Raw genomic sequence first — 26,535 nt, forward strand, 5'->3', positions numbered from 1 at the left:
TGCAGTGATGCTGCCTACTCCAACCTGGAATTATGAATATACTGCGGCAAATTCAAGTGAATATCTTGAACATCGACTAACGTAAGCCAAGAGAATTGAACCTCAGTAAGGTGCCGCCTCGATTGCGGTACTGATTGCTCCAACCGACGCCTTGTGCGTCGGTTTTCTCATAGGAAGATAAAGCGCTATGGCCGTAAGTCCTGTTCCTTATCGAGTCGGAATCGACGTTGGTACCCATTCTGTCGGATTCGCAGCAATTGAAGTGGATGAGCGTGACGTTCCACTTCGGATCTTGAGTGCAGTCTCGCTCATCCATGATTCAGGTGTAGATCCGGATGAGAACAAGACCGCTATTTCTCGCTTAGCTAAATCGGGTGTTGCACGTCGGACGCGTCGACTTTATAAGCGGCGTCGCGCTCGTCTCCGCAAGTTGGAAGCTTATCTTTCGAAACTGGGCTGGCGCACTGAACCATTCGAGGCATATAGCGATCCCTACTACCCGTGGAAGGCTCGTGCTGCGCTCGCTAATGGGTACATTTCGGATGCGGAAGAGAGAGGCGAGAAGCTTTCAGTTGCTTTCAGGCACATCGCAAACCATCGTGGTTGGCGGAACCCCTACACAGAGGTCTCCACTCTCTATTGCCCCGGGGAGGCAAGCGAAAACTTTGAGCAGATCCGCTCTGAGCTTGCTGAGACAAAGGGGGTAGCAATCCCGGCGGATTGCACTGTCGGCCAGCTCATCTCGTTTGCTTCGTTCGGTGTGGACCGTCTGCGCGGGGGCGGCAAGAAGAAAGACGAAAAGAAGCCGGCATCAGAGGTGAAGAGTGCGGTCCTGTCTGCGCGTCTGCACCAGAAGGATCTCGCACGAGAGGTAAACGAGATCTGCAAGGTACAGCGTATCGAGGACGCATTGCGTAAGGAGCTTATCGACCACATTTTCGCTGCGGAGTCACCAAAGGGAGCGCAATCTGGACGAGTCGGCAAGGATCCACTGCAGCCAAAGCTGCCTCGTGCGTTAAAAGCTTCAGACGCTTTTCAGCGCTACAGAATTGCCTCGATTATCGGCAATCTCAGAATCAAAGACGGCGGACCACTTTCAGCGGACCAGTTCGCGTTGGTTTTTAATTTCCTCGTCAATGCGGATCCGAAAAAGGAATTGTCGTGGAATGACGTGGCAGATCTCCTCGGCATCGATCGGGGAGACTTGCGGGGAACGGCTGCGGTAACGGCGGATTTCGAGCGTGCAGGAAATCGTCCACCGATCCATGAGACTTCCAAAATTTTCTTGACCACTAAGATCAAGCCGTTGAAAGAATGGTGGAGCTTAGCGTCAACCGAAGCTCGAGACGCGATGGTCGGTGCCATGTCTAATGGCGCTATCGAGCAAGCGTCCTCGGAAGCAGCTGCTGAAGTTGAATCATTCTTCGCCTCGCTGTCAGAAGAAGAGCAGGCAAAACTAGATGGTTTCCATTTACCAATGGGACGCGCAGCATACAGCGAAGATACGCTGAACCGCCTCACCTCCAGGATGGTTGAGGAAGGTATCGACCTTTTTGAGGCACGCAAAAAGGAATTCGGGATCTCCAATGATTGGCGCCCGCCTGCCCCTGCGATAGGGGAGAGGGTAGGTAATCCTGCTGTGGATAGAGTTCTCAAACAAGTTGCCCGTTTCTTGTCTGCCGCTGAGCACCAGTGGGGAGCTCCTACTGCAATCATCGTGGAGCATGTGAGGGACGGCTTCATTAGTGAAGCGAAGACGCGAGAACTAGAACGCGATAACGAGCGTCGCCGGAAGCGCAACGAGAAACTGGTTCAAGAAATGCACCAGGTACTTGGTGTTCAGGGGAAGGTGCGCGCTGGCGATATCTGGAAATACCAATCTGTTCAGCGGCAAAACTGCAAGTGCGCATACTGCGGAGAGAAGATTACGTACCATACCGCTGAGATGGATCATATTGTTCCTCAAGCAGGTCCTGGATCGACTAATACTCGTGACAATCTTGTTGCAGTGTGCCATCGCTGTAACCTCGCGAAGAAAAATGTTCCGTTCGCAACCTGGGCCGCAAAATGTGGTATTCCCGGGGTGAGCCTGGAAAACGCGATTGAACAAACTCGATTCTGGTGCGAAGACGAGGGACTCACGCGTGCGCAGTTCAATAAGTTTAGGCGCAGCGTCCAAACCCGTCTAAGGCGAACTTCTTTGGACGAGCCTCTCGACAATCGCTCGCTGGAGTCAGTAGCTTGGATGGCGAATGAACTGCATGCACGAATCGCGCAACACTTCCAAGATAGTGGTACGAAGGTTAACGTTTACCGCGGCGAACTCACTCACGAAGCTCGTCTTGCGTCGGGCATCCACGACAGAATTCGCTTTATTGACGGAGTAGGAAAGACCCGACTTGACCGGCGTCACCATGCGGTGGATGCGGCGGTAATCAGTATGACTTCGCCATACGTTGCAGAGACACTCTCCCTGAGGCGGAATCAGCGACGTAATCACCGGCTTACTGGACGGTCAGAGCAGTGGCGTGAGATGCGGGGTTTGGATGCGGAACACCGCGCGGCGTGGGCAGCATGGGTGCGACGTATGGATGCCCTCGCTCAACTGCTAGCTGCAGCTATGAAGAATGATCAGGTCGTAGTCACATCGAACCGTCGGTTGACGCCGGGTAATAGTCGCGCGCACGAAGACACGATCGGATCACTAGCAACGTTGAAGGTCGGCGATGCCCTCTCGGTTGAAACCATTGACCAGGCTTCAAGCGAAGCGTTGTGGTGCGCGCTTACGCGTCACCCGGATTTCGATGCAAAGAATGGACTTCCGCAAGACCCACATCGCGAGATTCAGGTGCATGGCACTCACCTCGCCGCTGATGACGATATTGGGTTCTTCCCAATCAAGTCTGGAGCAGTTGCGGTCCGTGGTGGGTACGCCGAGTTAAGCCGGTTCCATCACGCGCGCATTTACAAGATCGATACTGGCAAAAAGCCAACCTACGGAATGCTCCGCGTCTACGACTACGATCTGCGGAATAAGAAAGACGTTGACGTCTTCACTGTAGATTTGCCGCCGCAGACGATGAGTATGCGTCAGACCGAGCCCAAGAAGTTGCGAACTGCGCTAGCTGAAGGGACAGCGGAGTACCTCGGCTGGGTGGTGCCGAACGACGAATTTGTGATTGATCCTGAAATGATTTCTGGTCCAGATACTGATGCGCTCTTCAACGCGTACGGACCAATTGACCGCTGGGTCCTAAAAGGCTTTTACGGGCCGAGCAAATTGACTCTATTCCCGCTGAAGATTAGCGCCGAAGGCCTGTCGAAAGACGCCAACGCAAGAGTGGTTAAGCTGGTGAAAACTAAGGGATTGATCAAGAGCGTGAATGCGCTGTTCTCTGCCGGTGAGGTTCAGATCATTCGGCGAACTACTCTCGGTACCGAGCGCTGGAGCTCAGACGCACATTTGCCCCTGTCTTGGAAGTCGCGATGAAATGAACCCGGGCTGGCGAATCGTTGACCTCACCGGATTTTGTGGCAGTGTGAAATATGAAAGAGGGCAGATCAGACTCGTCAACGCTGAGATTGATGAGACTCTTCCCCTTGCTCAACTAGCGGTCGTGTTGATTGGGGTTCGTGCCTCCATATCGGGTGCCGCAATAGCAAAACTCAGTGAGTATGACGTTGCCTTATTAGTGTGCGACTGGAAAGGCGTGCCTATCGCTGGTGCGTACCCCTGGAGTCCTCACACTAGGATTGGCGCTCGGCAAAAGGCGCAAAGTGCCCTCACAGCCCCACGCAGAAAGCAAGTGTGGGCCGCTACAGTCCGTGCCAAAGTTTGGGGCCAGGTCGCCACAGCAGAGTCTCTAAGTCGTAAGAAGCAGCAGGGACTGCGCGAGCTAGCGAAGAGCGTGCGTTCCGGTGATTCAGGAAACGTAGAAGCCGTAGCGGCTAAGAAATACTGGGGCATTTTGAGCTCGTCGAATGTATTCAAACGAGTTCCTGGTGCGGGCGGTGATGTTTTGAATTCAGCCCTGGATTATGGCTACACAGTGTTGCGAGGACATGGAATTCGCGCTGTGAACGCCGCTGGGTTGGTGGGATCACTGGGGGTGTTCCATCGGGGCAGGAGTAACCAATTTAACCTGGTGGATGATCTAATAGAGCCCTTTCGGCCGATGGTAGATCAAGTTGTTTTTGATACGTGTGAGTTCGATGGTGAAGAGCTGACGCGAGAGACTAAACAGATAGTTATCAACGCCATCAACCTTGCACCCTTTGATGCGACAGGGCGAACTGTGCCGACTGCATTGGAGGAGACCGCTCAGATGTATGGGAAGTATGTCGAAGGAGAGCTGAAAGAGTTCACGCCGCCTAAGTGGATGGGGGAGTTCCGTGCCCCGGACAGAGAGTGAACCGATGTGGTGCGTTGTGATGTTCGATCTGCCCACCAACACAAGTACAGAGAGGAAAGAGGCAACGCGTTTCCGGAACACCTTGAAAGACTTGGGATTCTGTCGCGCCCAGTTCAGCGTGTATGTGCAGTACTTCCCTTTGGCAGCCCGAATTACGAAAACCGTGAAATCTATAAAGCTGCATCTACCCGCCGGCGGAGATGTCCAAATCCTAACTGTTACCGATACTCAGTGGGCTAAAGCTATACGCTTTTCTGATGCACGTGAACGAAAAGTTGAAGAAAGGCCTTCTCAGCTCACGATTTTTTAGCGTCTGCGAATTGGATAACCGGAGGTAAGAGCCCGTTTTTCAGGCATGCTGAAGTCTATCAGGGGTAATGAGAACTGAACCCCAGCCGTCGTCAAGGTCGACAACCATGTCACGGAAGTCTATCAGGGGTAATGAGAACTGAACCCCAGCGTGGTGCGCCTTTTGGCGTGGTGCCCGGGAAGTCTATCAGGGGTAATGAGAACTGAACCCCAGCAACGACGATGCAGACCGCACTCCGGTCAGAAGTCTATCAGGGGTAATGAGAACTGAACCCCAGCCAATGTCGAGCTGCTGGACGCCCTCGCGGAAGTCTATCAGGGGTAATGAGAACTGAACCCCAGCTGGGGCTTCGGCATCTGCGCTCGGCCTAGAAGTCTATCAGGGGTAATGAGAACTGAACCCCAGCAGCGAAAACACCCACCGAAGAATCACCGGAAGTCTATCAGGGGTAATGAGAACTGAACCCCAGCCGCCTGGCTATCTACGTCATCGTCGCCGGAAGTCTATCAGGGGTAATGAGAACTGAACCCCAGCACCCTACGCCCCGCCACCACGGCGGAGTGAAGTCTATCAGGGGTAATGAGAACTGAACCCCAGCAGGGTGGCCGTCGTGTCACGCTTGAGCTGAAGTCTATCAGGGGTAATGAGAACTGAACCCCAGCGCATCGAGACGGTGATGTCGGCGATGTTGAAGTCTATCAGGGGTAATGAGAACTGAACCCCAGCCACGGGCCGGTGCTCATGTGTGGCCTTCGAAGTCTATCAGGGGTAATGAGAACTGAACCCCAGCTTCGCCCCACACGGTAAATGCGCCGATAGAAGTCTATCAGGGGTAATGAGAACTGAACCCCAGCTCGTGGCATGTGGATTGGCCTGAGGGGTGAAGTCTATCAGGGGTAATGAGAACTGAACCCCAGCCACCGCACCGCGTAGCGGGGCGCACCCAGAAGTCTATCAGGGGTAATGAGAACTGAACCCCAGCGCGCCTCACACGGCAGGCGCGGCGGGGGGAAGTCTATCAGGGGTAATGAGAACTGAACCCCAGCACCGCGCAGACCGGGCAGGCAGCACGCGGAAGTCTATCAGGGGTAATGAGAACTGAACCCCAGCGCACCGCGACACGGTGTGGAACATCCGCGAAGTCTATCAGGGGTAATGAGAACTGAACCCCAGCCGATGAACCACCGCATCACCAACCGCGAGAAGTCTATCAGGGGTAATGAGAACTGAACCCCAGCAAGGCCCCCGTCGGCTGGGCGAAAGACTGAAGTCTATCAGGGGTAATGAGAACTGAACCCCAGCACCTGGGCAGAGGACGAGACGCACGGTGGAAGTCTATCAGGGGTAATGAGAACTGAACCCCAGCATGGGGTGACCCGCCCTGATCGGCCCCAGAAGTCTATCAGGGGTAATGAGAACTGAACCCCAGCAGACCCTTCGCCGGTCGCACTTCGCTACGAAGTCTATCAGGGGTAATGAGAACTGAACCCCAGCTGCCCAGGGATTCCGCGAGGATGTCCATGAAGTCTATCAGGGGTAATGAGAACTGAACCCCAGCGTCTGTCTTCATCGCTTTAGTGCGCGGTGAAGTCTATCAGGGGTAATGAGAACTGAACCCCAGCGTCTGTCTTCATCGCTTTAGTGCGCGGTGAAGTCTATCAGGGGTAATAAGAACTGAACCCCAGCGGATCATCCCCCGCTGCTGCGAGACGGTTTACAGTCATAGTTCTAAGAGCGCTCTCCAGCTCCCCATCCATGCCACAATGGCCTTATGCACATCTATTTCTCCTCCGTCTACGGTTCCACGCGGCAGTACGCTGAGGAGCTCGCGCGTCGTCTCGGCACGACCGCGCAGGAAATTCCCGACGCCGCCGAAGCTGCGGCCGGAGACGGCCCCATCGTCGTTCTTGCCCCGGCGCACGGGCCGATGAACGCAGCGGCCAAGTTCGTAAAAGCGCTGCCTGAGCAGACGGTCCAGGCCCGCCCCACCTGCGTCGTCACGGTGGGGATGACGCTGGACCACGTTGTGCAGGAGACGGACCCGACGGCAGAGCTGCTCGGTGACCGTGCCGCCCGCATCAAGCGCTTCTACCTGCCTGGTCGCCTGAACTACTCCGAACTCACCCCTGCCCACGCTGGCGTGATGCGCGGGCTCATCGGCGCGCTCAAACTGAAGCCGCGGAAGTCGGAAAATGAGCGCTCGATGATCGAGATGTATAAGAAGGACACCGACTGCGTCGATCTCTCGCGCCTCGACGAGATTGTTGCGTGGTGCGAGGCGGAGAACAAATAAAAATAATTAAGAAAGATATCGAAACAATTCGGCTACCAGCATAAATAATAAAAATTTCGCGGCAAAACGCCCCTATATCTTTCCGATATCTTTTTCACCCTGAAATTCTCGCCAAAAAGAATTCCCTGGGGAAATGTAGACTGTGCGCTATGACGTTGTCGGACGGTTTAAGTCGCCTCCCTGCATACATACAAGGTGCCCTGGAGGCCATTTGGGATGGCGCCACTGCGGACTCGCAGGAGTCAATGACGCTTGAATTCAAGGAGGACCCCTCACACCGCGAGGGGGCTGATCGGGCGCGTCCAAAGCTCGTCGAGAAGCTTGTCGACGAAGCGATCTGCATGGCCAACAGCGAGGTTGGCAGCGGTATCATCATCGTCGGCGTTCACGATAAGGTTGGTGGACCGGAAGCGTTTACTGGCACTGATCTGCGTGAAGCGGATATCGAGCAGAAGATTTTCAACGCCTCGAAGCCGAATATGAATGTTTCGGCCACCGGTGTGCTGTTCCGCGGGACGAGGTTACTAGCGGTGCACATCCCAGAAGCGAGGGCGTTGTACACGCGCACGGACGGGGCGGCGAAACGCCGAGAAACCGATGGCGGCAAATTCTCGTGCAAGCCGATCCCGGAAGAAACTCGTCGCGCAATTGATGCACTTCGCCGCAACCCCGATTACTCCAATGGTGAGACGGATATGGTGCCCGAAGACCTGAGTCTCAGCGTCGTGGAAGAAGCGCATCGCCGACTCGTCCTATATAGAAAGAGCAGGGGGGAAGAAGAGCCGGCGATGGCGAAGACTCGCACGGGATTACTCCGCGAGCTCGGACTGCTTCGCCAGGACGGGAGCCTCAAGCGAGCCGCTGAGATTTTGCTTGCCCAACCGGAACCCACGCACGTGACGGTCCGGCACTTGTGGCGAGACTTTCCCGGGGAAGATCCCAAGGTGACTGAGATTTCCGCACCGGTCATCCTGGCGCTTCCCCGCCTGCGCGCGCTCATCGATTCGCATGTGCAGCAGGAGATCGCGAGGGTGCAATTCGACGACGGCCAGGAGACCGCCATCCCCGCCATCCCAGGTCAGGCCATCGACGAGGCGATCTCTAATGCACTTATTCACCGTGATTGGCGTATAGCCAAACCAATCGTCGTCGAGCAGTCGAGGCGTCTTCTCAAAGTGACATCGCCGGGGCCCTTGCCGCCAGGTGTATCCGTGGATCGCTTGCTGACAGTGACATCCGAGCCGAGGAACAACCGCTTGATGGCTGCGATGCGCGCGCTTGGTCTGGCGGAGGAGAGCTCCCGTGGTTTTGATCGCATGTGGGCTGCAATGATTAGTTCGGGCCGTGAGATCCCTGAAGTGATCGCGACCGAGACTGCGGTGAGCGTGATCTTCGCGGGGGCGAACCCGGACGTCCCATTCGTGCAAGGGCTGCACGCGCTGGCCAAGCGGTTCGGTGCGCCGATATCTACGGTAGGGGCACTGATCATCCTGCGACACCTGTACGATGCGCCGGTAATTTCCCTGGAAGTGGCTCGGGACAAGACGCAACAGGCGACAAACGAGACCCGGGAGCTGCTGCATTCGCTTGAAGAACTCGGCGTACTTGTAAAGCTCAATGGCACAGATGAGTGGGGTCTTTTTACCGAGGCACGGTCGCTACTCGGAGGCGAGGGCACGGACGAAGCGCTCTCCGACGGTGTGCAGTCCTGGGCGGAGTCGCAGCTCGAAAAAGGGAGGACGTTGCAGGCCGCGGAGATTGCAGACCGTGCGGGTATAAGTACGCAGGAAGCAGGAAAAATTCTGCGTGACCTGCGCGACCAGGGCAAGGCAAAGATCGACCCGGCAGGCCCGCCCCGCGGTCGCGGCACGCGCTGGATCAAAGCATAACCGTCCCAAAACAATTAAAAAAGATATCGAAACAATTCGGCTACCAGCAAAAACGTCAATAACCAGCCCCAAAATCCGCTCCTATATCTTTCCTATATCTTTTCGCGCCCAAAAATCGCCGGAAAAAGAATTCCCTGGGAAAACGCGCGGCACGTAGTCGTCGATAAGCAATGAGCCCTGACTGTGCCGGGCCTACTACACTGCATACCTATGACTGAGGCGAAGACTCCCGCGAACTCCCACACTGAAGGCCCCGCGTACCGCTACGGCGCGAAGCTGGCCAACGACATCGAGCAGCGTTGGCAGACGTACTGGCGCGAGCACGGTACGTTTCACGCTCCGAACCCGGTCGGCGACTTGGCCACCGGCGGGGAGCTGCCGCAGGAGAAGCTCAACGTCCAGGACATGTTCCCGTACCCCTCGGGCGCGGGCCTGCACGTCGGGCACCCGCTGGGCTATATCGCCACGGATGTCTACGCCCGCTACAACCGCATGCTGGGCAAGAACGTCCTGCACACGCTGGGCTACGATGCCTTCGGTCTGCCGGCGGAGCAGTACGCCATTCAGACGGGCACGCACCCGCGCACGACGACGGAGAAGAACATTGAGAACATGACCCGCCAGCTGGATCAGCTGGGTCTGGGGCACGATAAACGTCGCGCGGTGGCAACGACGGACCCGGAGTTTTACAAGTGGACGCAGTGGATCTTCCTGCAGATCTATAACGCCTGGTTTGATGAGGAGCAGCAGAAGGCCCGCCCGATCGAGGATCTGGTCCGCGACCTGATGACGGGGGCTCGCACAACAAAGGACGGCCGCAACTTCCGCGAGCTCACTACGGCGGAAAAGCACAAGGCTATCGACGCCTTCCGGTTGGTCTACCTCGACGATTCCATGGTCAACTGGTGCCCGGGCCTGGGCACGGTCCTGGCCAACGAGGAGGTCACCGCGGACGGCCGCTCGGAGCGCGGCAACTTCCCGGTCTTCCGCAAGCGTCTGCGCCAGTGGATGATGCGCATTACCGCGTACTCGGATCGCCTGCTCGATGACCTGGAGCTGCTTGAGTGGCCGGAGAAGGTCAAGAGCATGCAGCGCAACTGGATTGGGCGCTCCCGCGGTGCCGACGTCAACTTCGCCTCCCCGGCGGGCGACCTCACCGTGTTCACCACCCGCCCGGACACGCTCTTCGGCGCCACCTACATGGTGCTTGCGCCCGAGCACGAGCTGGTAGACGAGCTGCTGGCCGACGCGTATCCCGAAAACACCGACGAGCGCTGGACCTACGGCAAGGCCACCCCGCGCGAGGCGGTGGACGCCTACAAGCGCGCCATCGCCGCGAAGTCGGACGTGGAGCGCCAGGAGAATAAGGAGAAGACGGGTGTCTTCCTCGGCACGTACGCGACCAACCCGGTCAATGGGCAGCAGGTGCCGATCTTCATCGCGGACTACGTGCTCACCGGCTACGGCACGGGCGCGATCATGGCGGTGCCGGCGCACGACGAGCGCGACTACGAGTTCGCGACCGTCTTCGGCCTGCCGATCGTCCCGGTGCTCGACGGCGACGTCACCGAGGAGGCGTTCACCGGCGACGCCGCACACATCAACTCCGCCAACGAGGACGGGCTCGACCTGAACGGCTTGGGCAAGGACGAGGCGATTGAGGCGGCGCTGGCGTGGATCGTCGAGAAGCACAAGGGCACCGAGAAGATCCAGTACAAGCTGCGTGACTGGCTGTTCGCCCGCCAGCGCTACTGGGGCGAGCCCTTCCCGATCGTCTATGACGAGAACGGCCAGGCGCACTCGATCCCGGAGGATCAGCTGCCGGTCGAGCTGCCGGACGTGGAGGACTACAAGCCGGTCTCCTTCGACCCGGAGGACGCGGACTCGGAGCCCTCGCCGCCGCTGGCGAAGGCGAAGGACTGGGTCGAGGTGCGCATGGACCTGGGCGAGGGCGAACAGACCTACTGGCGCGACACGAACGTGATGCCGCAGTGGGCCGGTTCCTCCTGGTACCAGCTGCGCTACATCGACCCGACCAACGAGAACGCCTTCTGCGACCTGGAAAACGAACGCTACTGGACGGGCCCGCGTGGCGAGAACGACCCGGGCGGCGTGGACCTGTACGTCGGCGGCGTGGAGCACGCGGTGCTGCACCTGCTCTACGCGCGCTTCTGGCACAAGGTGCTCTATGACCTGGGCTTTGTCTCCTCGAAGGAGCCGTACCGCCGCCTGTTCAACCAGGGCTACATCCAGGCCTACGCCTACACCGATTCCCGTGGCGTCTACGTCCCGGCCGCCGAGGTGGAGGAGAAGGACGGCAAGTTCTTCTACGACGGCGAGGAAGTGAACCGCGAGTACGGCAAGATGGGCAAGTCGCTGAAGAATGCGGTGGCCCCGGACGACATCGCCGCCGACTTCGGCGCGGACACCCTGCGCGTCTACGAGATGTCGATGGGCCCGCTGGACACTTCCCGCCCGTGGGCGACGAAGGACGTCGTCGGCGCGCACCGCTTCCTGCAGCGCCTGTGGCGCCTGGTGGTCGACGAGGAGACCGGCGAGTCCACCGTGCGCGACGCGGAGCTTTCCGAGGACGACGCGAAGCAGCTACACCGCACCATCGCGGGCGTGCGCGAGGACTACGAGCACCTGCGCGATAACACGGTGGTGGCGAAGCTGATCGAGTACGTCAACTACCTCACCAAGACGTACCCGGATAGCGCCCCGCGCGCCGCGGTGACCCCGCTGGTGCAGATGGTTGCGCCGGTCGCCCCGCACATCGCCGAGGAGCTGTGGGCAAAGCTCGGCCACGACGACACGCTCACCTTCGAGCCTTTCCCCACCTTCGACGAGTCGCTGCTTACCGACGACACCGTGGAAGTCCCCGTGCAGATCAACGGCAAGGTCAAGGCGCGCATCGACGTTGCCGTCGACGCGTCCAAGGAAGACATCGAGGCCACCGCGCTTGCCGACGCCCGCGTGTCCGAACTCACCGACGGCAAGACCATCGTGAAGACGATCGTGGTGCCGGGCCGCATGGTCAACCTGGTCGTGAAGTAAACGCGCCGTCTCCGAAGACTGGGCGTTGCCTGTGCGTCGGCGGTGTGTGCAAAACGGCTGTTATTATCGGCCGCATGACTACACCGAACGACGGAAATACCAACCCGAACGGCGCAGGCGACACTGGCGGCACCGGCGGGTCGAGCCCCTACGGGGGCTTCGAGCCGTACCCGGAGAACCCGGCCGGCAGCCACCCGGAAAACGCTGGTGCTTCGGGGTGGCCCGGGTACGAGCAGAACTCCTACGAGCAGGCGTCGTACGACCAGAACAGCTACGACCAGCACAGCTTTGACCAGTTCGACGTCAACGCCGCGGCCGGTGCCGCCGGCGCTACGGCGCTGCGCTACCACGGCCAGCAGCTTGTCGACGGCACCTTCGGCGACGGCACGAGCCCGCACCCGATCAACGACCCGGCCAACAACGGCTTCACGCACACTAAGGGCACCGGCAAGCTCAGCGTCATGGAGGCGCTGTCCTGGGGCTTCAAGACCACCTCTGGCAACTGGCAGACCTGGCTGCTCTTCGGCCTGCTCGCGGCAGTCTTCATGGCGGCGAGCACCTTCGAGCCGACCGGTCTGCTCGGCCTGGCCTCCATCTTCATTTACCCGGTGGTGTGGTCGGCGGGCCTGCAGCAGACGCTGTCGCGCAAGTTCGGCTTCGGCGACGTGAAGGCACCCGCCTACGGCAAGACCCTCGGCGTATCCGTCGTCGTTGGTCTGATCATGTTCGCCGTGATGTTCGTCCTCGCCCTGATCTTTGGCATCGGCATCTTCTCCAGCCTGGATCCGAGCACGCTACCGACTGACCCCTCGATGATTGAAGAGGACCCGATGGCCTTCGGCCCGCTCTTCGGCCGGATGTTGGGTCTCGTCGGCGTCCTCATCCTGGTGGCGCTGCTGGCCGCCCCGTTCCTGAGCATGCAGACCTTATACGCCGCTGACAACGCCGGTTCCTTCGGCGAGGTCATGAAGGCGGGCTTCGCCGCGGGCAAGCGCAACTACCTGCCGTTGCTGGGCCTGTCGATTCTCAGCGGCCTGCTCATCGGCCTCGGTTCGCTCTTGGCCTTCGTCGGCCTCGTTGCCACCGCCCCGGCCGTCGTCCTGGCGATGGCGCACGCCTACCGCCAGATCTCCGGTGGCCCGGTCCCAGGCGAACCGGCCCCGCAGACGTTCTAAGCACCACCCGCGCGCATGGAGCCCCAACAGCCCAGGCCGATCCGCGGCTTTGCTGTGGTGCCGGCCTACGCCTGGGCCGCCCGTGCGCTGGTCACGGGCTGGCGGCTGTGGCTGCCGGCCATCCTGCTCGCCTGTCTCGCCGGCATCGCCTTGCCCTTCCTCGGCTGGCTGGCCGCGCCGCTGCTGCTGGTGGTGGCGGTGCAGAACTCGGCGAATCCGAATCTCCAGCTGCGTCAGCTTACCTACTCCGGCTTCTTCCGCGTTATCGTCGTGGCCGCGCCCTTCGCTGGCTTTGCGGCCATGTACGCCCTGGTGACCTTCGGGATATTCATGGCCGTCGGCCTCAAAGACTTTCCCGCACCCCCGCCGCCGGATTCCGGCCCCTGGTTCCTTGGGCCCGAGTTTGTCGCGCTCGCCATCGCCACGGCCGTGTTCGCCGTGGTGCTCGCGCTTTGCGTCTTCATCTTCACCTACGCCGCCGACGGCCGCTTCCCGCTGCCAGAGGCCGCCACCCTAGGCCTGAAAGCAGGCGCGAAGAACCTGGACAAGACGCTTTTCGCCCTCGTACTCGCCGCGCTACCCACGGCCGCGGGAATCTACCTGCGCACGCTTATCCCGCACGAATACGCGCGCCTTGCCCCGCTGATCGCCATGCCGATCATCGCGTTTTTATCCCTCACGTTCGCGCGGGGCTACCGGCAGATATCCGGTTGACCGATCCAGCCCGCGGGCGAGTGCTTCTTGCTACCTTCGAAGGTATGCAGCCCGCCTCCAGTGACTCCTTCGCCCTCGGCACCATCCGCGCGGGCACAGCACTTGCCTGGGGCTGGCGCACGGCGGTGGGGAACTGGCGGTTGTGGGTGCCACTGAGCGCCATCGGCATCGCTGCCATCGCCTTGAGTTTCGTCCTCCTGCCGGTGACCACTCCGCTGGTGATCGCCGCGCTGATCATCCCCATCTCCTCGGTGACTGCGCTGCGCCAGACCCGCGAGCGCCGCTTCCGCCTGACCCAGGTACGCGCCACCGAATACCAGGAAACGCTGCTCACCTCCCTGTTCGTCGTCGCCGCGTGCGTCGGCGTGCTCACCGCGTGGTCGACTGCGGTCACCGGCCCCCTGGCAAAGCTCTTCGCCGCGCGCGGCCTCAACCAGGGCGCGCCCTTCTACCAGACCGGCGTGTTCTGGCTGGTCGCCGGCGTGATTGTGTGGATCAACCTGCTCGCCCCTCTCGCTTCGATGGTCATGTTGTATGCGGCCGACGGGATGAGCGTGTGGCGCGCGGCCCGCCCCGGAATGCGAGCGGGCCTGCGCAACTACGGCGCACTCCTCGCAATCAGCCTCGCCTCGACCGTGCTCAACCTCGTGGGCCTTGCCCTCGCCGGCCTGGGGCTCTTGTTCACGCTGCCGTTCAGCCTGCTCGCGTTCGCGCACGCGTACATGCAAGTCTCCGGCCAACCGTTGCCAGAGGAAGCTACCAGCTAGCACTCAGCTTGCGCCGCTACTGTCGCGTCAGTGAAAATTTCCCGCGCCTTACACACGCTCGCCTTGCTGGTGAGCGTGCTTTTCGTGCTCGCTTTCACCGTGGGCAAGGCCTACATTTCCGTCCCCGGGGTGTGGGACGCGGAGGTGCACCAGATCCGGCAGATCCGCCTCGACCCCCTCGTCTCCTTCGAGCACTACCGCGTGTGGTGGGGCCCCTGGTTCAATCTCGTCGGCAACCTCGCCCTCTTCTTCCCCGTGGGCTATCTCGCTTATCGACGCTCCGTCGCCGCCACCACCTGTTTCTGCCTCATCGCCAGCCTCTCTGTCGAAGCAGCGCAATACCTGCTCGCCGCCGGCTACAGCGATATGGACGACCTGGTCTTCAACACCGCGGGCGGGCTGCTTGGCGCGTACGCTGCGCGGCTGCACAAGTCGCCCACCACGGTGTGGCTGTGCATCGCGTGCGCCGTGGTGATCCTCGTGCCCTACGTCGCGCTGGGGAGCCCTGCACGGTAGGTAGGCTGGGCGGCATGAGTCAACCAGCAACCCCGCCGAAGCCTTCGCGCGGCTGGTTCACGCGCGTGGTGTTCCCAGACGGCGCGGAGCCGGACCCGCGCTTTACCCTGGCCAACGAGCGCACCTTCCTCGCCTGGACGCGCACGGCGCTCGCGTTCCTTGCCGGCGGGATCGCGATCGAGGCCTTCGACCTGCCCGGCATCGAGCCGGCCACCCGCACCTTGATCGCGGCGCTGATCGTGGTGCTGGCCATGGCGATCTCGCTGGGGGCGGCCGTTCGCTGGGTACGCCTCGAGCGCGCCCTGCGCCACGGGCGGCCGCTGCCGGCCCCGGCGATCGTGCCGGTGCTGGGCGTAGGCATCTTCATCGCCGCAGTGGTCGTACTGGTGAGTGTGAGTTGACACGCCACATCCCGGTCGCGGATCCGGGCCTGCAGCCGGAGCGCACCGCGCTGTCTTGGGGGCGCACCGCGCTCGCGATGCTGGTGTGTTCCTCGGTGCTGCTGCGCTGGTCGAGCGCGTACCCCGGTGTCATCTTCACCGTGATTGTCCTGCTGGCGCTGGTGGCCGCGGTGATCATCGCGCTGAACAGGCGCGTCTACCGGCACGACGCGCTCCACTTGGCCAACGAGCACTCCGCGCCGAACGTGGCCGCGGTGTTCGCGATGACGCTGGCGATGTGCGTCCTCGGCGGGCTCGCCCTCTACGTGGTCATCGTGGCCTAGCGGTAAGCACCGCGGTCAGCTCGTCCGAGATCACGCTGATGTCGCCCATCTCGTAGAGCCCGCCCAGCACGAAGAGCGTGTCGATGGGGCCGTCTACGACCGGCGAGGTGGCGTGCATCAGGTCCCCGGTGAGAAACTCCACCAGCAAGTCCCAGATCCAGGCCTCGAAGAAGTCCTCGCAGGCGTCGAAGATCTCGGCCTCGCGGCCCTGAATCGACGGGTTGGCCAGGAAGGCCTCGCCGGCTGGGGTGCGTACGAGGTACTCGCCATCCCGAGCCACAAGACCGAGCTTTTCCAGCAGTACGCGCCCGAGCGCAATGGGCTCCCAGGTGTCCTCGCGGGGCTTGTGGGGGAAGGGCGGCAGCCCGAGCTCGTCGACAAGCGAGCGCACGACGTTGAGTTTCAGCCTGCCCCGCTGCGTCAGCGGGGCGCGCGGGCCGAGCGTTGCCAAGAAGCGGGCGAGCACCGGGGAAAAGCCCTTCGGTGCCTCCATGTCGGCTGCGCTCGCACCCCGCATCGGCAGCACGGTGTCCTCGAAGAACTCGTTGAACGCCGCGATCAGCGTGGGGTTGTTCTCCGGGGCCGGGTCAGTGTCCAGGACCTCTTTGAGGTCGGGGCGGTGGGTAAGGAAGGCGTCGAAAAGCGGGCTGAGATCCTGCTCCGGGACCTCGATCTCCTCGCCCACGAACCCCATGCGCGTGGCCACCGCGACCTGGTCGACCACGCTGAGCCGGTCGAGCATCCGATCCGGGGTCATCACCGGCAGGCAGCCGAGCAGCAGCGGGGTGAGCTCCATGTTCGGCGGCAGGCCGGCGGCCAGGTTGCGGGCCTCCTCGTGCAGGCGCGTCATCATCTCCGGCCCGTTGGCAGTCTCCACCACGTCCGGGCCCTGGGCGTGCACGAGCAGCGGGGTGGGACCCTCCAGCGAGGACTGCCCGATGCGGCGGACGGTCACGTTCCAATTCGCCGCCGGGTCGTAGACGTAGAGCAGCGGCGGCATCTCGCCCACCGTGAGCGAGGCCATCGAGCGCTCGCCCGGGCCCGGGTTTTCCGCGAACACCTCCCGCTTCGCCTCGTCTTGGTGGATAAACAGGTGTCCGGCCGCGCCCGAGAACCCGAGGGATGCGTCGATGATCTGGGCCAGGCGGCTCAGATCCAGGTGGGATTCCACATTCACGCACCGACTGATCTCGGGTCGGGCCCCCTCCACGGTGAACAGCATTGTGACGATCATGGCCACCAGCCTACGTGCCGCAGCGCCCGCTCACCGGCGGAGCGCAACCCACCAGGAAAGGAAACGGGCGGCGCACAGGCTCCAGTGCAGGATCAACAGCGCGGGCAACACCGCGGCGATTGTGCTGAGCCACTCCAAGTCCCACGCACTCGCCAGCGAGTAGCCGCCCACCCCGATCGCCCCGGTGGGGAAGGTGGACGCCCACCAGGCCGGTGAGTAGTCGACCCACTTGAGTACCGCCGGGTAGAAGTGCCACATGGCGAACAGCACCATGGGGATGGCCAGGACGAGCAGGGCGCTGCCCACCACGATCTCCACCCGGGTACCAAAAAGCAGCGCGATCGCGGAGGTGGACTGGCCCACCACCCCCAGCGGGATCCACGTGGTCGCGGCGGCCGGTCCCGCGATGTCCGCCTCGCCGCGAAAAGCCGCGAGGTAGACACGGAAAAACAGCGGGTAGGCGGCGATGACCGCGAGCACCATGAAAACGATGCCGAGCGCCCAATAGGTACGCACCCCGGTCAGCTCGGCGATCGAGCCCGCGGTATTCGACGCCATAATGGGCCCCACCAGCGGCAGGCCCCACGCAAAGTTCGGCGTGCCGCTGAAGCGTCGCAGCTGGTTGACGTATGCCACCAGGCTCAGCGGCGCGCCCACCCAAAACCCGGCGAGGATGCACCAGTGCGCGCCCGTGAGCTTGGTCCACGCGGTGCCCAGCGCCATGATGCCGATAAACCACATCGCCCACGGCGCCATGAGGTCCTGCTGGAAGCGCGGGGTGCGGTAGACGGCGAAGCCGACCAAGAGCAGCACGAAGATCGCCGCGCCTAACACTGCAAAGGGCCACGCCACACCTTCGAACCCGCTGGTGAGCATGAGCGTGGCCATCAGCGAGGTGCCCATGAGGCTGCCGCCCCAGGCGGGCCCCGGCGGCGGCAGGGTGTCGAAGGTGAGCCCGCGGCTCATCAGTCTGTCACGGGGCGGCCGCCCAAAATCACAGCTACTGCCTGCTGGTCAGCCGTGTTCTTCACCGCGTGGGTGGCGTGACCTGCACGCGTGCGCCCGAAGGAGCCGGCGGGCACGGCGACATTGTCAAAGTGCAAACCCTCGGTGCAGGCCACCATCGCGTACGCGAGCGTGTCCTCGCACGTAAAGGCGATCTCCGCGCCGGGCTCAACAATAAGGACGGCGGCGCTCACACCCTCCGGGGTATTCAAAGGCGACTGTCGCCCGAACAGCGAGCCGGCCAACACATACGCCTTCCCGCTCACCCGCGTCGTCACCGAGCGCAGCGTGAAAGGCTCTGGGGTAAACGACCCAGTGGCCGAAGGGCCGGCATAGTCCAGCTCCAGGCCGCCGAAGCGCACTGTCGAACCTGCGACCTCAGCAAGGCTCCCCGCCACAGTTACGGCATCCGCGCGCGGAGGCAGCACGATGCCGCACCAGGCGCCCACTACGTTGCTCATCTCGGTGCTCATACGGGTATGGTACCTGCCGTGCAAAAACTTTCACCCGGGCTGTTGGTGGCCCTCGCGTTCTTCTCCTCGGTCGCCCCCTTCGGCATTGACATGTACCTGCCGGCCATGCCTACGATCACCGCGGAGCTGGGCACCACCCCAGCGATCGCGCAGCTGACCATCTCCGGGTTCATGCTGGGCATGGCGCTGGGCAACCTGGTCTTCGGCGCGATCTCGGACAGCACCGGCCGCAAAGCCCCGATCGTGGCGGCCTCGGCAGTCTTCCTCGCCGCCTCCGTCGCCTGTGCGCTCGCGCCGGGCATCTGGCCGTTGATCGTCGCCCGCTTCATCCAGGGCCTGGCCGCGGGCTGCCTGGAGGCAGTTTCGCGGGCGGTGGTGCCGGACGTCTCGCACGGAAAACAAGCAGCCCGCGCGTTTTCCGGCCTGATGGCGCTGACCGGCTTCGTCCCGGCGATCGCCCCGATCATCGGCGGCACCATGTTGCCCGTCGTCGGCTGGCGCGGCGTGTTCTGGCTGCTCGTCGCCTTAAACGTCGTCCAGGCCGTCCTCGCCTTCCGCATGCCGGAGACCCTGCCGGAAGACAAGCGCTCGGCCGGCGCGCTGCGCTCGCTGTTTCCGCGCATGTGGCAGTGCCTGCGCCGCCCCGCGTTCGTCGGCTACATGCTCGCCGGCAGCCTGGGCTTCGGCGCGCTGTTCGCCTACATCGCGGCCTCGCCGCTGGTCCTGCAGTCGCAGCTGGGCCTGGGCAGCACGGCCTACGGCCTGATCTTCGGCGGCATGGCCCTGCTCATCCCGGTCTCCAACACGCTGAATATGCGCGCCCTGCGCGCCAAGCACCCGCGCTCGTTGCTTGTCGGGGCCCTGCTTATCGACGCCTGCGTCGCCCTCATCCTCCTCACCTTCGCACTGACCACGCCCACCCTGTGGGCGCTGCCCTTCTTCGCCGTCTTGTCGCTGATGGGCGGGTTCATCATGGCGAACGCCTCGGCGCTGGCCGTGGAGGAAGTCCGCGACATCGGCACCGGCGCGGGCTCGGGCGCGTTGGGCTTCTGCCAGTTCATCATCGCCGCGGCGATGCCCCCGCTCGTCGCCCTGGGCACCAACCACATGCTCGCCATGGCGCTGGGCACGCTCGGCTGCGCGGTGCTCGCCGCGGCGGCCGTGCTCGGTTTGACCACCAAGCGCGAACTCAAATAATGCGGCGCTCCCGCGCCTTGTCCACCGCCGCGGTCCGGTTGTCCACGCCCAACTTGGAGTAGATGTGGATCAGGTGCGTTTTCACCGTCGCCTCCGAGATGAACAGGCTGGCCGCCAGCTGCTTATTCGACGCGCCGGTCTGCAGCGCCTTGAGGATCTCGATCTCGCGTATCGAGAGCGCCTCCTCCGGCCGCATCACCCGCTCCGCGAGCACGCCCGCAACCTGGGCGGACAGCACGCGCTCGCGGTTCGCGGCCTTGACCACCGCGTCGTGGAGCTCCTCCTCGGGGGCGTCTTTGAGCAGGTAGCCCAGCGCGCCCGCCTCCACCGCGGCCACCACGTCGGCCTGCGTGTCGTAGGTGGTGAGGATGAGCACGGGCGGTCCGCCCGCGGCGACCGCGCGGCGGGTCACCTCGATGCCGTCCACGTTGGGCATCTGGATGTCGGTGACGATGACGTCGACGCCCTCGGGGACCTCTGCGGCGCCGTCGGTGCCTTCCGCGACGACCTCGATGTCCCCAAAGGAGTTGAGGACTGCGCGGAGTCCGGCGCGGACGACCGGGTGGTCGTCGATAAGCATGACCCGAATCATTCTGCCTCCTTCAGCTGGGCGGGAATGGTGGCCGCGAGCACGTTGCCCTCGACCGAAAGCTCACCGCCGGCCTCCTCGACGCGGGCGCGCAGGCCCTTCAGACCGAAGCCCTCCTTCCCGGACATGCCGCGGCCGTTATCAAAGACGTCGACGGTGATCGTGTCTCCCAGCCTATCCACCGTGACCACCGCCTTGGAGGCCTCCGCGTGGCGCACCACGTTGCTCAGGCCCTCCCGGACCACCCGCTCGGCCACTTCCGCGGCCGGTCCCACCACGTCGACGACGTTGACGCGCACCTCGAGCGGCTCGCCGAGCGCGCGTTGCCGGTCCTCCGCCGCCCGCGCCAGCTCGCGGACCTGCTCCGGCAGGGTGCGCCGCGGCGGCTGGCCGGCACCGCCTTCGGCATTGACGGCGACGAATCGGCGGGCCTCCGCTAAGTTCTCCGCCGCGACGTTGCGGATGGTGGTGAGCGTTTCGCGGGCTGCGTCTGCGGTGTCGTGGTCAAGCTGCTTGTCCAAGGCGCGGCCGAGCAGCACGATGGAGCTTAGGCCCTGCGCCATCGTGTCGTGGACTTCGCGGGAGAGGCGGGCGCGCTCCTCTGCCGCGCCGCGGGAGCGCTCCGCCACCTCGAGCCTTAAGGCAAGCTGCTTGTAGTGCTCGGCCTCCCCGCGCAGCATGGTGTAGGAGTGCACGATGATCACTCCCAGCACCGTGCCGATGACCGGGCCGATCGCCCCGCTCACGCCCGATTCGGGCACCGTCACTGCCAGGGTCGTCGCGAGCAGTGCTGCGGAAAGCGCCAGTCCCGCAAGCGTGGGGAGCAGGAAGACGCCGAGCATGACCAGCGGGAACTCCAGCCACACGTAGGCCTCGGAGCGGTAGGTGAGCCAGCCCCACAGCGCGACGATGACGGCGAGCCACGCCCACTGCGTGCGCTGACGAAACTCCACGCCGCGGTTATAGGGCGCGGTGCCGGCCAGATACCAGGCGCCGAAGAGGACGGCGAGCGGGTCGAAGTCGGCGAGAAGCCCCACGAGCAGCAGGACCGCCACCAAGAGGTGGAGGCCGACGCTGAGTACGGCAAGCATACGGTTCGTGTATTGCACGCCCTTCAGCCTAACGACCAATGCGCACTTCCCCACCCGGTCGGAGAGGAATCAACCAAACGGTTGAGCACAAGTTCCACCACGTGCTCGATGTATATAGGTGCAGGCCAGACCCATAATTGAGCCATGTTCGTTGGATTGAGAGAAATTGGAAGCGCCAAGGGCCGCTTCGGCATGATCATTGGCGTCGTGGGGCTGATCACGCTCCTCGTCGTCGTGCTCACGGGCCTGACAGCAGGCCTTGGCAAGCAAAATACGTCGGCGCTCGAGGCGCTCGAGCCCGAATCCGTGGTATTCGCGGATATGGACGAGCCCTCCTACACCACCTCGCGCATCGACAGCGCTGATGTGCAGTCTGGCGACGTGCCGCTGGGCACCGGCCAGACGCTGCTCACCCGCGCCGACGGCACCGAAGAGTCCGTTGCCGTCCTGGGCCTGCCGGAGGGCACCACGCTGCCCAGCGGGGACGTCCTCGGCGACGCCGTGGTCGCCTCCGCCTCGCTCGGCCTGGCCGAGGGCGAAAAGCTCACCGTCGGCGGCGCGCCGATGACGGTGGGTGGCACCGTGGAGGACCTGGAGTACTCGCACTCGCCGGTGCTGTGGGTGCCGACCGCCGACTGGCAGGCGGCCATGCACACCGACGCGCAGGGTACCGTCCTTTTGGCCAGCGACGGCCGCGGCATGAAGCTTGAAGATTCGTACAGCGCCCTGCCTGCGTACGGCTCTGAGCAGGGCTCGCTGCTGATGATTCAGGGTTTCCTCTACATCATCGCCGCACTGGTCATCGTCGCCTTCCTCACCGTGTGGACGATGCAGCGCACGCGCGACCTGGCCATCCTGAAGGCCATCGGCGCGCCGAACGGCTACCTGCGCAAGGACGCGCTGGGCCAGTCCGCAATTGTGCTGGGCATCGGCGTGATCCTCGGCGCTGCGGTCGCCGTGGGCCTGGGCGGCCTCCTCGGCTCCACGGTGCCTTTCGCCCTGACGACGGCGACCACCTTCGGCCCGCCGCTGCTCATTTGGCTCCTCGGCCTGGCCGGCGCCCTCTTTGCCACCCGCTCCATCACCAAGGTTGAACCCCAACTCGCACTCGGAGGTATCGCGTAAATGTTGCACATGGAAAACGTCACCGTCACGTTCCAGGACGGCGAGGAGCGCCTCACCGCGCTCGACAACGTCTCTTTCGAAGCCACCCCCGGCCACCTCACCTTCATTGTCGGTGAGTCCGGCTCGGGCAAGTCCACCCTGCTCTCGGCCGCCGCCGGCCTGCTCACCCCGGATTCGGGCTCCGTGCTTATCGACGGTGCACCGGTCGACACCCGCGTCCGCCTCGAAAAAATCGGCATGATTTTCCAGCAGGCTAACCTCATCGGCGCGCTGAATGTACGCGATCAGCTGCTGGTCACCGACCACATCCGCGGAATCACACCGCGCCACGACCGCGCCGACGAGCTGCTCGCCACCGTGGGGCTCGAGGGCCTCGGCGACCGCAAGATGCAGCAGCTTTCGGGCGGCCAGCGCCAGCGCGTCGGTATTGCTCGCGCGCTGATGGGCGAGCCCTCACTGATCTTGGCGGACGAGCCGACCGCCGCGCTGGACTCGGATCGCTCCCACGAGATCGTCGCGCTGCTGCGCAGGCTCGTGCAGGAACGCGACATCGCATGCGGCTTTGTCACGCACGAAGCCGAGCTGATCTCCTCCGCCGACGAGGTTGTCCGCGTCGCGGACGGCAAGGTTAGCGAAGCCGCGGCCGCGAGAGCAGCGTAAGCACGACAAACCCGCCGGCCGCGAGCAGCAGCGTGAGCACCAAGGTGCCCGCGAGGTAGCCCGCATCCACTGCCGCCGCACCGAGCGCGGAACCAGAAGCGATGCCGACCTGGAAGGTCACCACGTAGATCGAGCTGGCCAGGTCCTGGTTGCGCTTCCCAGCGAACAAGAAGATAGTGGTCGCCACGGTGGGCAGCGCGCCCGCCGCGGTACCGAAGATGGCGATCATGACAAACATGCCCACGCCCGAGCCCGCGCGCAGCGCGAGGATCCCGACGAGCGCGGCGATGATAAGCATCACCCCGGCGTAGCCGTTGAGCCGGATCATGCGGGCGTCGACACGCTTGCCCGCGAGCAGCACCCCGACGAGCCCGAAGGCACCGTAGGCACCGAGCCCGATCGGCACGAGCGCGTGGCCGGCGGTCGCCTCCACCAAGAGCGCGAGGTAGGTAAAGGTGGCGAAGACCGCCGTCACGGAGAAGGCGAGGAAGACGACGAGCGAGGGGATCGCCGAGCGCGTCTTCTGCGCCCCGTCCCGCGGGGACGGCGGGATCGCGGGCATGCTCGGCAGCGTCTTGAGCAGCAGCGCAAACGCGAAAAGCGTCGCGACGCCGAGCACCCAGGTCGCCCCGCGCCAGCCGATCATCCCGCCGAGCGAGGTGGTCAACGGCGAGCCGACCACCAGCGAGAGGGTGGAACCCAGCGAGACCGCGGCCACTGCCTTACCCGTCATGCCGCGTGGAGCGAGGCGCGCGGCCATCGGATTGACCAGCGACCAGAACAGCCCGTGCGTGAGCGCCGCCGCGACGCGCCCGGCCACCAGCACCCAGTAGGTGTGCGCGATGGCCTGGAGCACGATACCCGCGAGCAAAAAGCCCAGGGTGGCCATGAACAGCGGGCGTCGGTTGACGTTGCGTGTTGCGGCCATCAGCGGAATGGTCACCACGGCCACCAGCCCCGCGTACACGCTCATGAGCAGACCGATCTGACCCTCGGAGACGCCGAGGTCCGCCGCCATGGGCGTAATCAGCCCGACGGCGAACATTTCGAAGGTGACGTAGACGAAGGCGGCGAAGCCCATCGCCGCGAGTGGTATGACGGGGAATTGCTGGGGAGATTTCAGCTCGGAGGTCACGCCAACAATCTAGGCGTAGTAGGTGACATACGCGAATGCGCCGTAACCGAGCAGCCCCAACAGCATGACGACGCCGGCGATGACTGCGGCGGGACGCGTCTGTGGTGCCGGTGCCTGGGTTGCGGCCCCGGCCATGCCCTGGCCCTGGAGGCGCTGCGCTTCGCAGTCGCGGCGGGCTGACTCGAAACGGTCGGCGTAGGCGTCGACGGCACGCGCCGTCTCATAGGACCTCGTGGTGGCGAGTTTCTCCGCCCAGCGCTGCGCCATCGGTGTACTCAGTTGTTCGAAACGTGCTTGTAGGGCGGCCGCGATGCCCTCGGGGTCGGTGGCGATGCCGGTGTGGACGAACCACTTGGGGTCGTCGGGGCCGACCGGGATGTGGCCCTCCGTGGCGACGAAGGCGTGATACTTCTCAATCTCGTCCATCGGCGGGGTGACCTGAATGCGGGTCAGCGCGTGTCGGGAGAGGTACCAGGCAGCGACGCTTTCGGGGAGATCCTCCTCCGCGAAGCGCTCGACGGCGTAACGGTACTCGATCGTCGACGGGTCGGCGAAGTGCTCCTCGGCGAGGTAGACACCGAGTTCCTCGTCGCGGATGCGGCGCTGCACATCCGCTTCGACGGTGGCGAGCTCGGGGAAAGCTGCACGGAACGAGGCGTAGCGGTCCCGGCTTTGCCGGGTATCGCGCTCGAGATAGCGGTGCGCGGTATCGGTTGCCTGCGCGAAGGGCTCCGGGTCGAGTTCGACCGTGCACGCCTGCTCGGCGGGTGCTGCGTGTGCGTGTGGGACGACAAAACCACCGCAGGTCAGGGCGACTGCGGTGGCAAGTGCGTAACGCTTAGCCAAGGAAGCTTGCGGCGACGCCGCCGAGGGCTGCCAGGACTGCGAGGACAATCGCGGCGATCAGGCCGCTGTCCATTGCAACAGTCTTCACCTGAGATGCGTCTGCGGCTGCCTGTTGCTTCTCCTTGTCTTGGGAATCATCCGTAATGACGGTGGTGGAGTTCGCGCTCGTGGTGACCGTGACGTCAACGTTGGAGTTGTCGCCAGTGCGCACGATGCGGGTGGTAGTCGAACCGTCCTCGTTCACCGTGACACTGCGCTCCTCAGTGGGGGCGACGGTGCTGTCGTTTTCCTGATCCGCAGGTGCGACGACGACGGCACCCTGGTCGGTGCGCTCTGCAGTACGCGCTGCGGCGCGCTTGGCGTCCGGGTTCTCCCCTGCGGTGGGGAAGAGGGCGAAGGTGTCCCCGCCCTTCGCGCAGTCGAGGCTGGCCTGCGCGAACACGGTCTCGAACGCGGCACCGAGGCGGTAGTCTTGGAGTGCCTCCGAGTTGTCAAAGGCGTCGGCCCACGCTGCGGCGTCGTGCGAGGCGAGCTGCGGGAACTGAGCCTTGCGGTCCTTCTCCAGGCCTGCCAGCGTCGGCACCGGGGTAAAGACGGACTCATTCGGCTCCTCATTGGCAGCGATCTCGCCTGCCTGCAGTGCGCGGTCGACGTTCTCCCAGTAGGTAGCGAGGGCGAGATCCGCGTCGCTCGACGTGGCAAGGCCGTTCCACAGATAGGAGAAGTACCAGAAGGATGCATCCTGGGAGACCCCGGTCTCCTCGGAGACGCGCTGCGCCCAGAGCTCGAGGTTTTCCATCAAATTATTGTTGAACGCTTGACGCTTAGGACCCTGGTAGTAGTCCTTAAATTCGGCGGCAATGTCTGCTGCCGCGGGGAAAGCGGTCTCGAAAGCGTCGCGCCAGGTGTCATCCATCTTGAAGTGGATGGAGGCGTGAGCTACGCGGCGGTACTCCTGCTTCTCCTGGTCATTGAGGGAAATCTGGCATACACCATCAGTGTTCGCACCAACGGTAGCGCCCTGCGCTTGTGGCGCAATGACAGCGCACACGCCCAGGGCGACTGCGGTGGCTGCTGCTGCGAACTTCTGATTGTTGAACACATTTTCAGTCTAGCTGAGCGTCGTATAAATAAAGGCCTTCCGTTTACTGCTGTCTAGATAAAAAACACGGAAACAGCTGGGATTATGTATATACGCCCAGCTCCCCGGCGCTGACCGGCGAGTATGTGACCCCGCTCTCTTTTTCTTTGGGGTGGGAATTGCCCTAAAGCGGGGGTGAGAAAAGATAAGAATGAGGCGCGAAAGCTTAGAAGTTACATGCG

The 26,535-nt window shown here is 63.0% G+C and carries 23 protein-coding genes and 1 CRISPR repeat array; of the genes, 15 read left to right on the top strand and 8 right to left on the bottom strand.

Going from position 1 to position 26,535, the window contains the following annotated elements; all coding sequences use genetic code 11:
- Nucleotides 1–187: 187 nt before the first annotated feature.
- The 12 genes from cas9 (at nucleotide 188) to M3G14_RS03185 (ending at nucleotide 15,857) form a co-directional block, all read left to right on the top strand.
- A complete protein-coding gene (gene cas9 / locus M3G14_RS03130) occupies nucleotides 188–3,490 on the top strand; it encodes a type II CRISPR RNA-guided endonuclease Cas9 (RefSeq protein ID WP_259924565.1) in 3,303 nt (1,100 codons plus the stop codon).
- A gap of 1 nt (nucleotide 3,491) precedes the next feature.
- On the top strand, nucleotides 3,492–4,412 hold the full coding sequence (gene cas1 / locus M3G14_RS03135) for a type II CRISPR-associated endonuclease Cas1 (protein WP_259924570.1): 921 nt from the start codon (nucleotides 3,492–3,494) through the stop codon (nucleotides 4,410–4,412).
- Nucleotides 4,413–4,416: 4 nt separating this feature from the next.
- The gene (gene cas2, locus M3G14_RS03140; protein ID WP_259924682.1) at nucleotides 4,417–4,722 is read left to right on the top strand and encodes a CRISPR-associated endonuclease Cas2; all 306 of its coding nucleotides are present in this window, start codon (nucleotides 4,417–4,419) and stop codon (nucleotides 4,720–4,722) included.
- Nucleotides 4,723–4,772: 50 nt separating this feature from the next.
- Nucleotides 4,773–6,408: direct repeats of the CRISPR family, unit length 36 nt; unit sequence GAAGTCTATCAGGGGTAATGAGAACTGAACCCCAGC.
- A gap of 85 nt (nucleotides 6,409–6,493) precedes the next feature.
- Nucleotides 6,494–7,015, top strand: coding sequence for a flavodoxin domain-containing protein (locus tag M3G14_RS03145; RefSeq protein ID WP_259924571.1), 522 nt, complete (start codon nucleotides 6,494–6,496; stop codon nucleotides 7,013–7,015).
- 149 nt (nucleotides 7,016–7,164) lie between these two features.
- Nucleotides 7,165–8,904 (top strand): ATP-binding protein, encoded by a 1,740-nt coding sequence (locus tag M3G14_RS03150; protein WP_259924572.1) that lies wholly within the window; start codon nucleotides 7,165–7,167, stop codon nucleotides 8,902–8,904.
- Between the two features lie 210 nt (nucleotides 8,905–9,114).
- Nucleotides 9,115–11,961: a leucine--tRNA ligase gene (gene leuS / locus M3G14_RS03155; RefSeq protein ID WP_259924574.1), complete on the top strand. Its 2,847-nt coding sequence runs from the start codon at nucleotides 9,115–9,117 to the stop codon at nucleotides 11,959–11,961.
- A gap of 74 nt (nucleotides 11,962–12,035) precedes the next feature.
- Complete coding sequence (locus M3G14_RS03160) at nucleotides 12,036–13,136, top strand: hypothetical protein (protein WP_259924575.1); 1,101 nt, start codon at nucleotides 12,036–12,038, stop codon at nucleotides 13,134–13,136.
- A gap of 15 nt (nucleotides 13,137–13,151) precedes the next feature.
- Nucleotides 13,152–13,850 carry a hypothetical protein gene (locus tag M3G14_RS03165; RefSeq protein WP_259924577.1) on the top strand — a complete coding sequence of 233 codons (699 nt, stop codon included), beginning with the start codon at nucleotides 13,152–13,154 and terminating at the stop codon, nucleotides 13,848–13,850.
- Between the two features lie 44 nt (nucleotides 13,851–13,894).
- Nucleotides 13,895–14,617: a hypothetical protein gene (locus M3G14_RS03170; protein ID WP_259924578.1), complete on the top strand. Its 723-nt coding sequence runs from the start codon at nucleotides 13,895–13,897 to the stop codon at nucleotides 14,615–14,617.
- 30 nt (nucleotides 14,618–14,647) lie between these two features.
- A complete protein-coding gene (locus tag M3G14_RS03175; RefSeq protein ID WP_259924579.1) occupies nucleotides 14,648–15,133 on the top strand; it encodes a VanZ family protein in 486 nt (161 codons plus the stop codon).
- Between the two features lie 14 nt (nucleotides 15,134–15,147).
- The gene (locus M3G14_RS03180; protein ID WP_259924581.1) at nucleotides 15,148–15,534 is read left to right on the top strand and encodes a YidH family protein; all 387 of its coding nucleotides are present in this window, start codon (nucleotides 15,148–15,150) and stop codon (nucleotides 15,532–15,534) included.
- Nucleotides 15,531–15,857, top strand: a complete 327-nt coding sequence (locus tag M3G14_RS03185) for a DUF202 domain-containing protein (protein WP_259924582.1) — start codon at nucleotides 15,531–15,533, stop codon at nucleotides 15,855–15,857. Before M3G14_RS03180 ends, M3G14_RS03185 begins: the two co-directional genes overlap by 4 nt.
- On the opposite strand, the gene M3G14_RS03190 is transcribed toward M3G14_RS03185, so the two are convergent.
- Genes M3G14_RS03190 through M3G14_RS03200 form a run of 3 tightly spaced genes read right to left on the bottom strand, consistent with a single transcriptional unit; the run spans nucleotide 15,844 to nucleotide 18,557 of the window.
- Nucleotides 15,844–17,091 carry a plasmid pRiA4b ORF-3 family protein gene (locus M3G14_RS03190; protein WP_259924583.1) on the bottom strand — a complete coding sequence of 416 codons (1,248 nt, stop codon included), beginning with the start codon at nucleotides 17,089–17,091 and terminating at the stop codon, nucleotides 15,844–15,846. The genes M3G14_RS03185 and M3G14_RS03190 overlap by 14 nt on opposite strands.
- A 30-nt stretch (nucleotides 17,092–17,121) precedes the next feature.
- Complete coding sequence (locus M3G14_RS03195) at nucleotides 17,122–18,057, bottom strand: hypothetical protein (protein WP_259924588.1); 936 nt, start codon at nucleotides 18,055–18,057, stop codon at nucleotides 17,122–17,124.
- Nucleotides 18,057–18,557 (bottom strand): hypothetical protein, encoded by a 501-nt coding sequence (locus tag M3G14_RS03200; protein ID WP_259924590.1) that lies wholly within the window; start codon nucleotides 18,555–18,557, stop codon nucleotides 18,057–18,059. The genes M3G14_RS03195 and M3G14_RS03200 overlap by 1 nt, the downstream gene beginning before the upstream one ends.
- Nucleotides 18,558–18,587: 30 nt before the next feature.
- Here M3G14_RS03200 and M3G14_RS03205 point away from each other — a divergent pair, with 30 nt between their 5' ends.
- A complete protein-coding gene (locus tag M3G14_RS03205) occupies nucleotides 18,588–19,766 on the top strand; it encodes a multidrug effflux MFS transporter (protein WP_259924592.1) in 1,179 nt (392 codons plus the stop codon).
- Here the strand turns inward: M3G14_RS03205 and M3G14_RS03210 are convergent.
- Together M3G14_RS03210 and M3G14_RS03215 are read right to left on the bottom strand one after the other, a co-directional pair.
- Nucleotides 19,759–20,358: a response regulator transcription factor gene (locus M3G14_RS03210; protein WP_259924593.1), complete on the bottom strand. Its 600-nt coding sequence runs from the start codon at nucleotides 20,356–20,358 to the stop codon at nucleotides 19,759–19,761. The genes M3G14_RS03205 and M3G14_RS03210 overlap by 8 nt on opposite strands.
- Complete coding sequence (locus M3G14_RS03215) at nucleotides 20,355–21,464, bottom strand: sensor histidine kinase (protein ID WP_259924594.1); 1,110 nt, start codon at nucleotides 21,462–21,464, stop codon at nucleotides 20,355–20,357. Before M3G14_RS03215 ends, M3G14_RS03210 begins: the two co-directional genes overlap by 4 nt.
- Before the next feature lie 126 nt (nucleotides 21,465–21,590).
- Here M3G14_RS03215 and M3G14_RS03220 point away from each other — a divergent pair, with 126 nt between their 5' ends.
- Both M3G14_RS03220 and M3G14_RS03225 read left to right on the top strand, forming a co-directional pair.
- Complete coding sequence (locus tag M3G14_RS03220; RefSeq protein ID WP_259924595.1) at nucleotides 21,591–22,571, top strand: FtsX-like permease family protein; 981 nt, start codon at nucleotides 21,591–21,593, stop codon at nucleotides 22,569–22,571.
- Nucleotides 22,572–23,231 (top strand): ABC transporter ATP-binding protein, encoded by a 660-nt coding sequence (locus tag M3G14_RS03225; protein ID WP_259924596.1) that lies wholly within the window; start codon nucleotides 22,572–22,574, stop codon nucleotides 23,229–23,231. It begins immediately after the preceding gene.
- On the opposite strand, the gene M3G14_RS03230 is transcribed toward M3G14_RS03225, so the two are convergent.
- The 3 genes from M3G14_RS03230 to M3G14_RS03240 all read right to left on the bottom strand — a co-directional run bounded on the left by M3G14_RS03230 (nucleotide 23,200) and on the right by M3G14_RS03240 (nucleotide 26,314).
- Nucleotides 23,200–24,312, bottom strand: coding sequence for an MFS transporter (locus M3G14_RS03230; protein ID WP_259924683.1), 1,113 nt, complete (start codon nucleotides 24,310–24,312; stop codon nucleotides 23,200–23,202). The genes M3G14_RS03225 and M3G14_RS03230 overlap by 32 nt on opposite strands.
- 63 nt (nucleotides 24,313–24,375) lie before the next feature.
- The gene (locus M3G14_RS03235) at nucleotides 24,376–25,212 is read right to left on the bottom strand and encodes a hypothetical protein (protein WP_259924597.1); all 837 of its coding nucleotides are present in this window, start codon (nucleotides 25,210–25,212) and stop codon (nucleotides 24,376–24,378) included.
- Nucleotides 25,205–26,314 (bottom strand): hypothetical protein, encoded by a 1,110-nt coding sequence (locus M3G14_RS03240; protein WP_259924598.1) that lies wholly within the window; start codon nucleotides 26,312–26,314, stop codon nucleotides 25,205–25,207. The genes M3G14_RS03235 and M3G14_RS03240 overlap by 8 nt, the downstream gene beginning before the upstream one ends.
- Nucleotides 26,315–26,535 lie beyond the last annotated feature (221 nt).

The sequence above is a fragment of the Corynebacterium sp. p3-SID1056 genome (genome assembly GCF_025152525.1).
In the GTDB taxonomy this organism is placed as follows: Bacteria; Actinomycetota; Actinomycetes; order Mycobacteriales; family Mycobacteriaceae; genus Corynebacterium.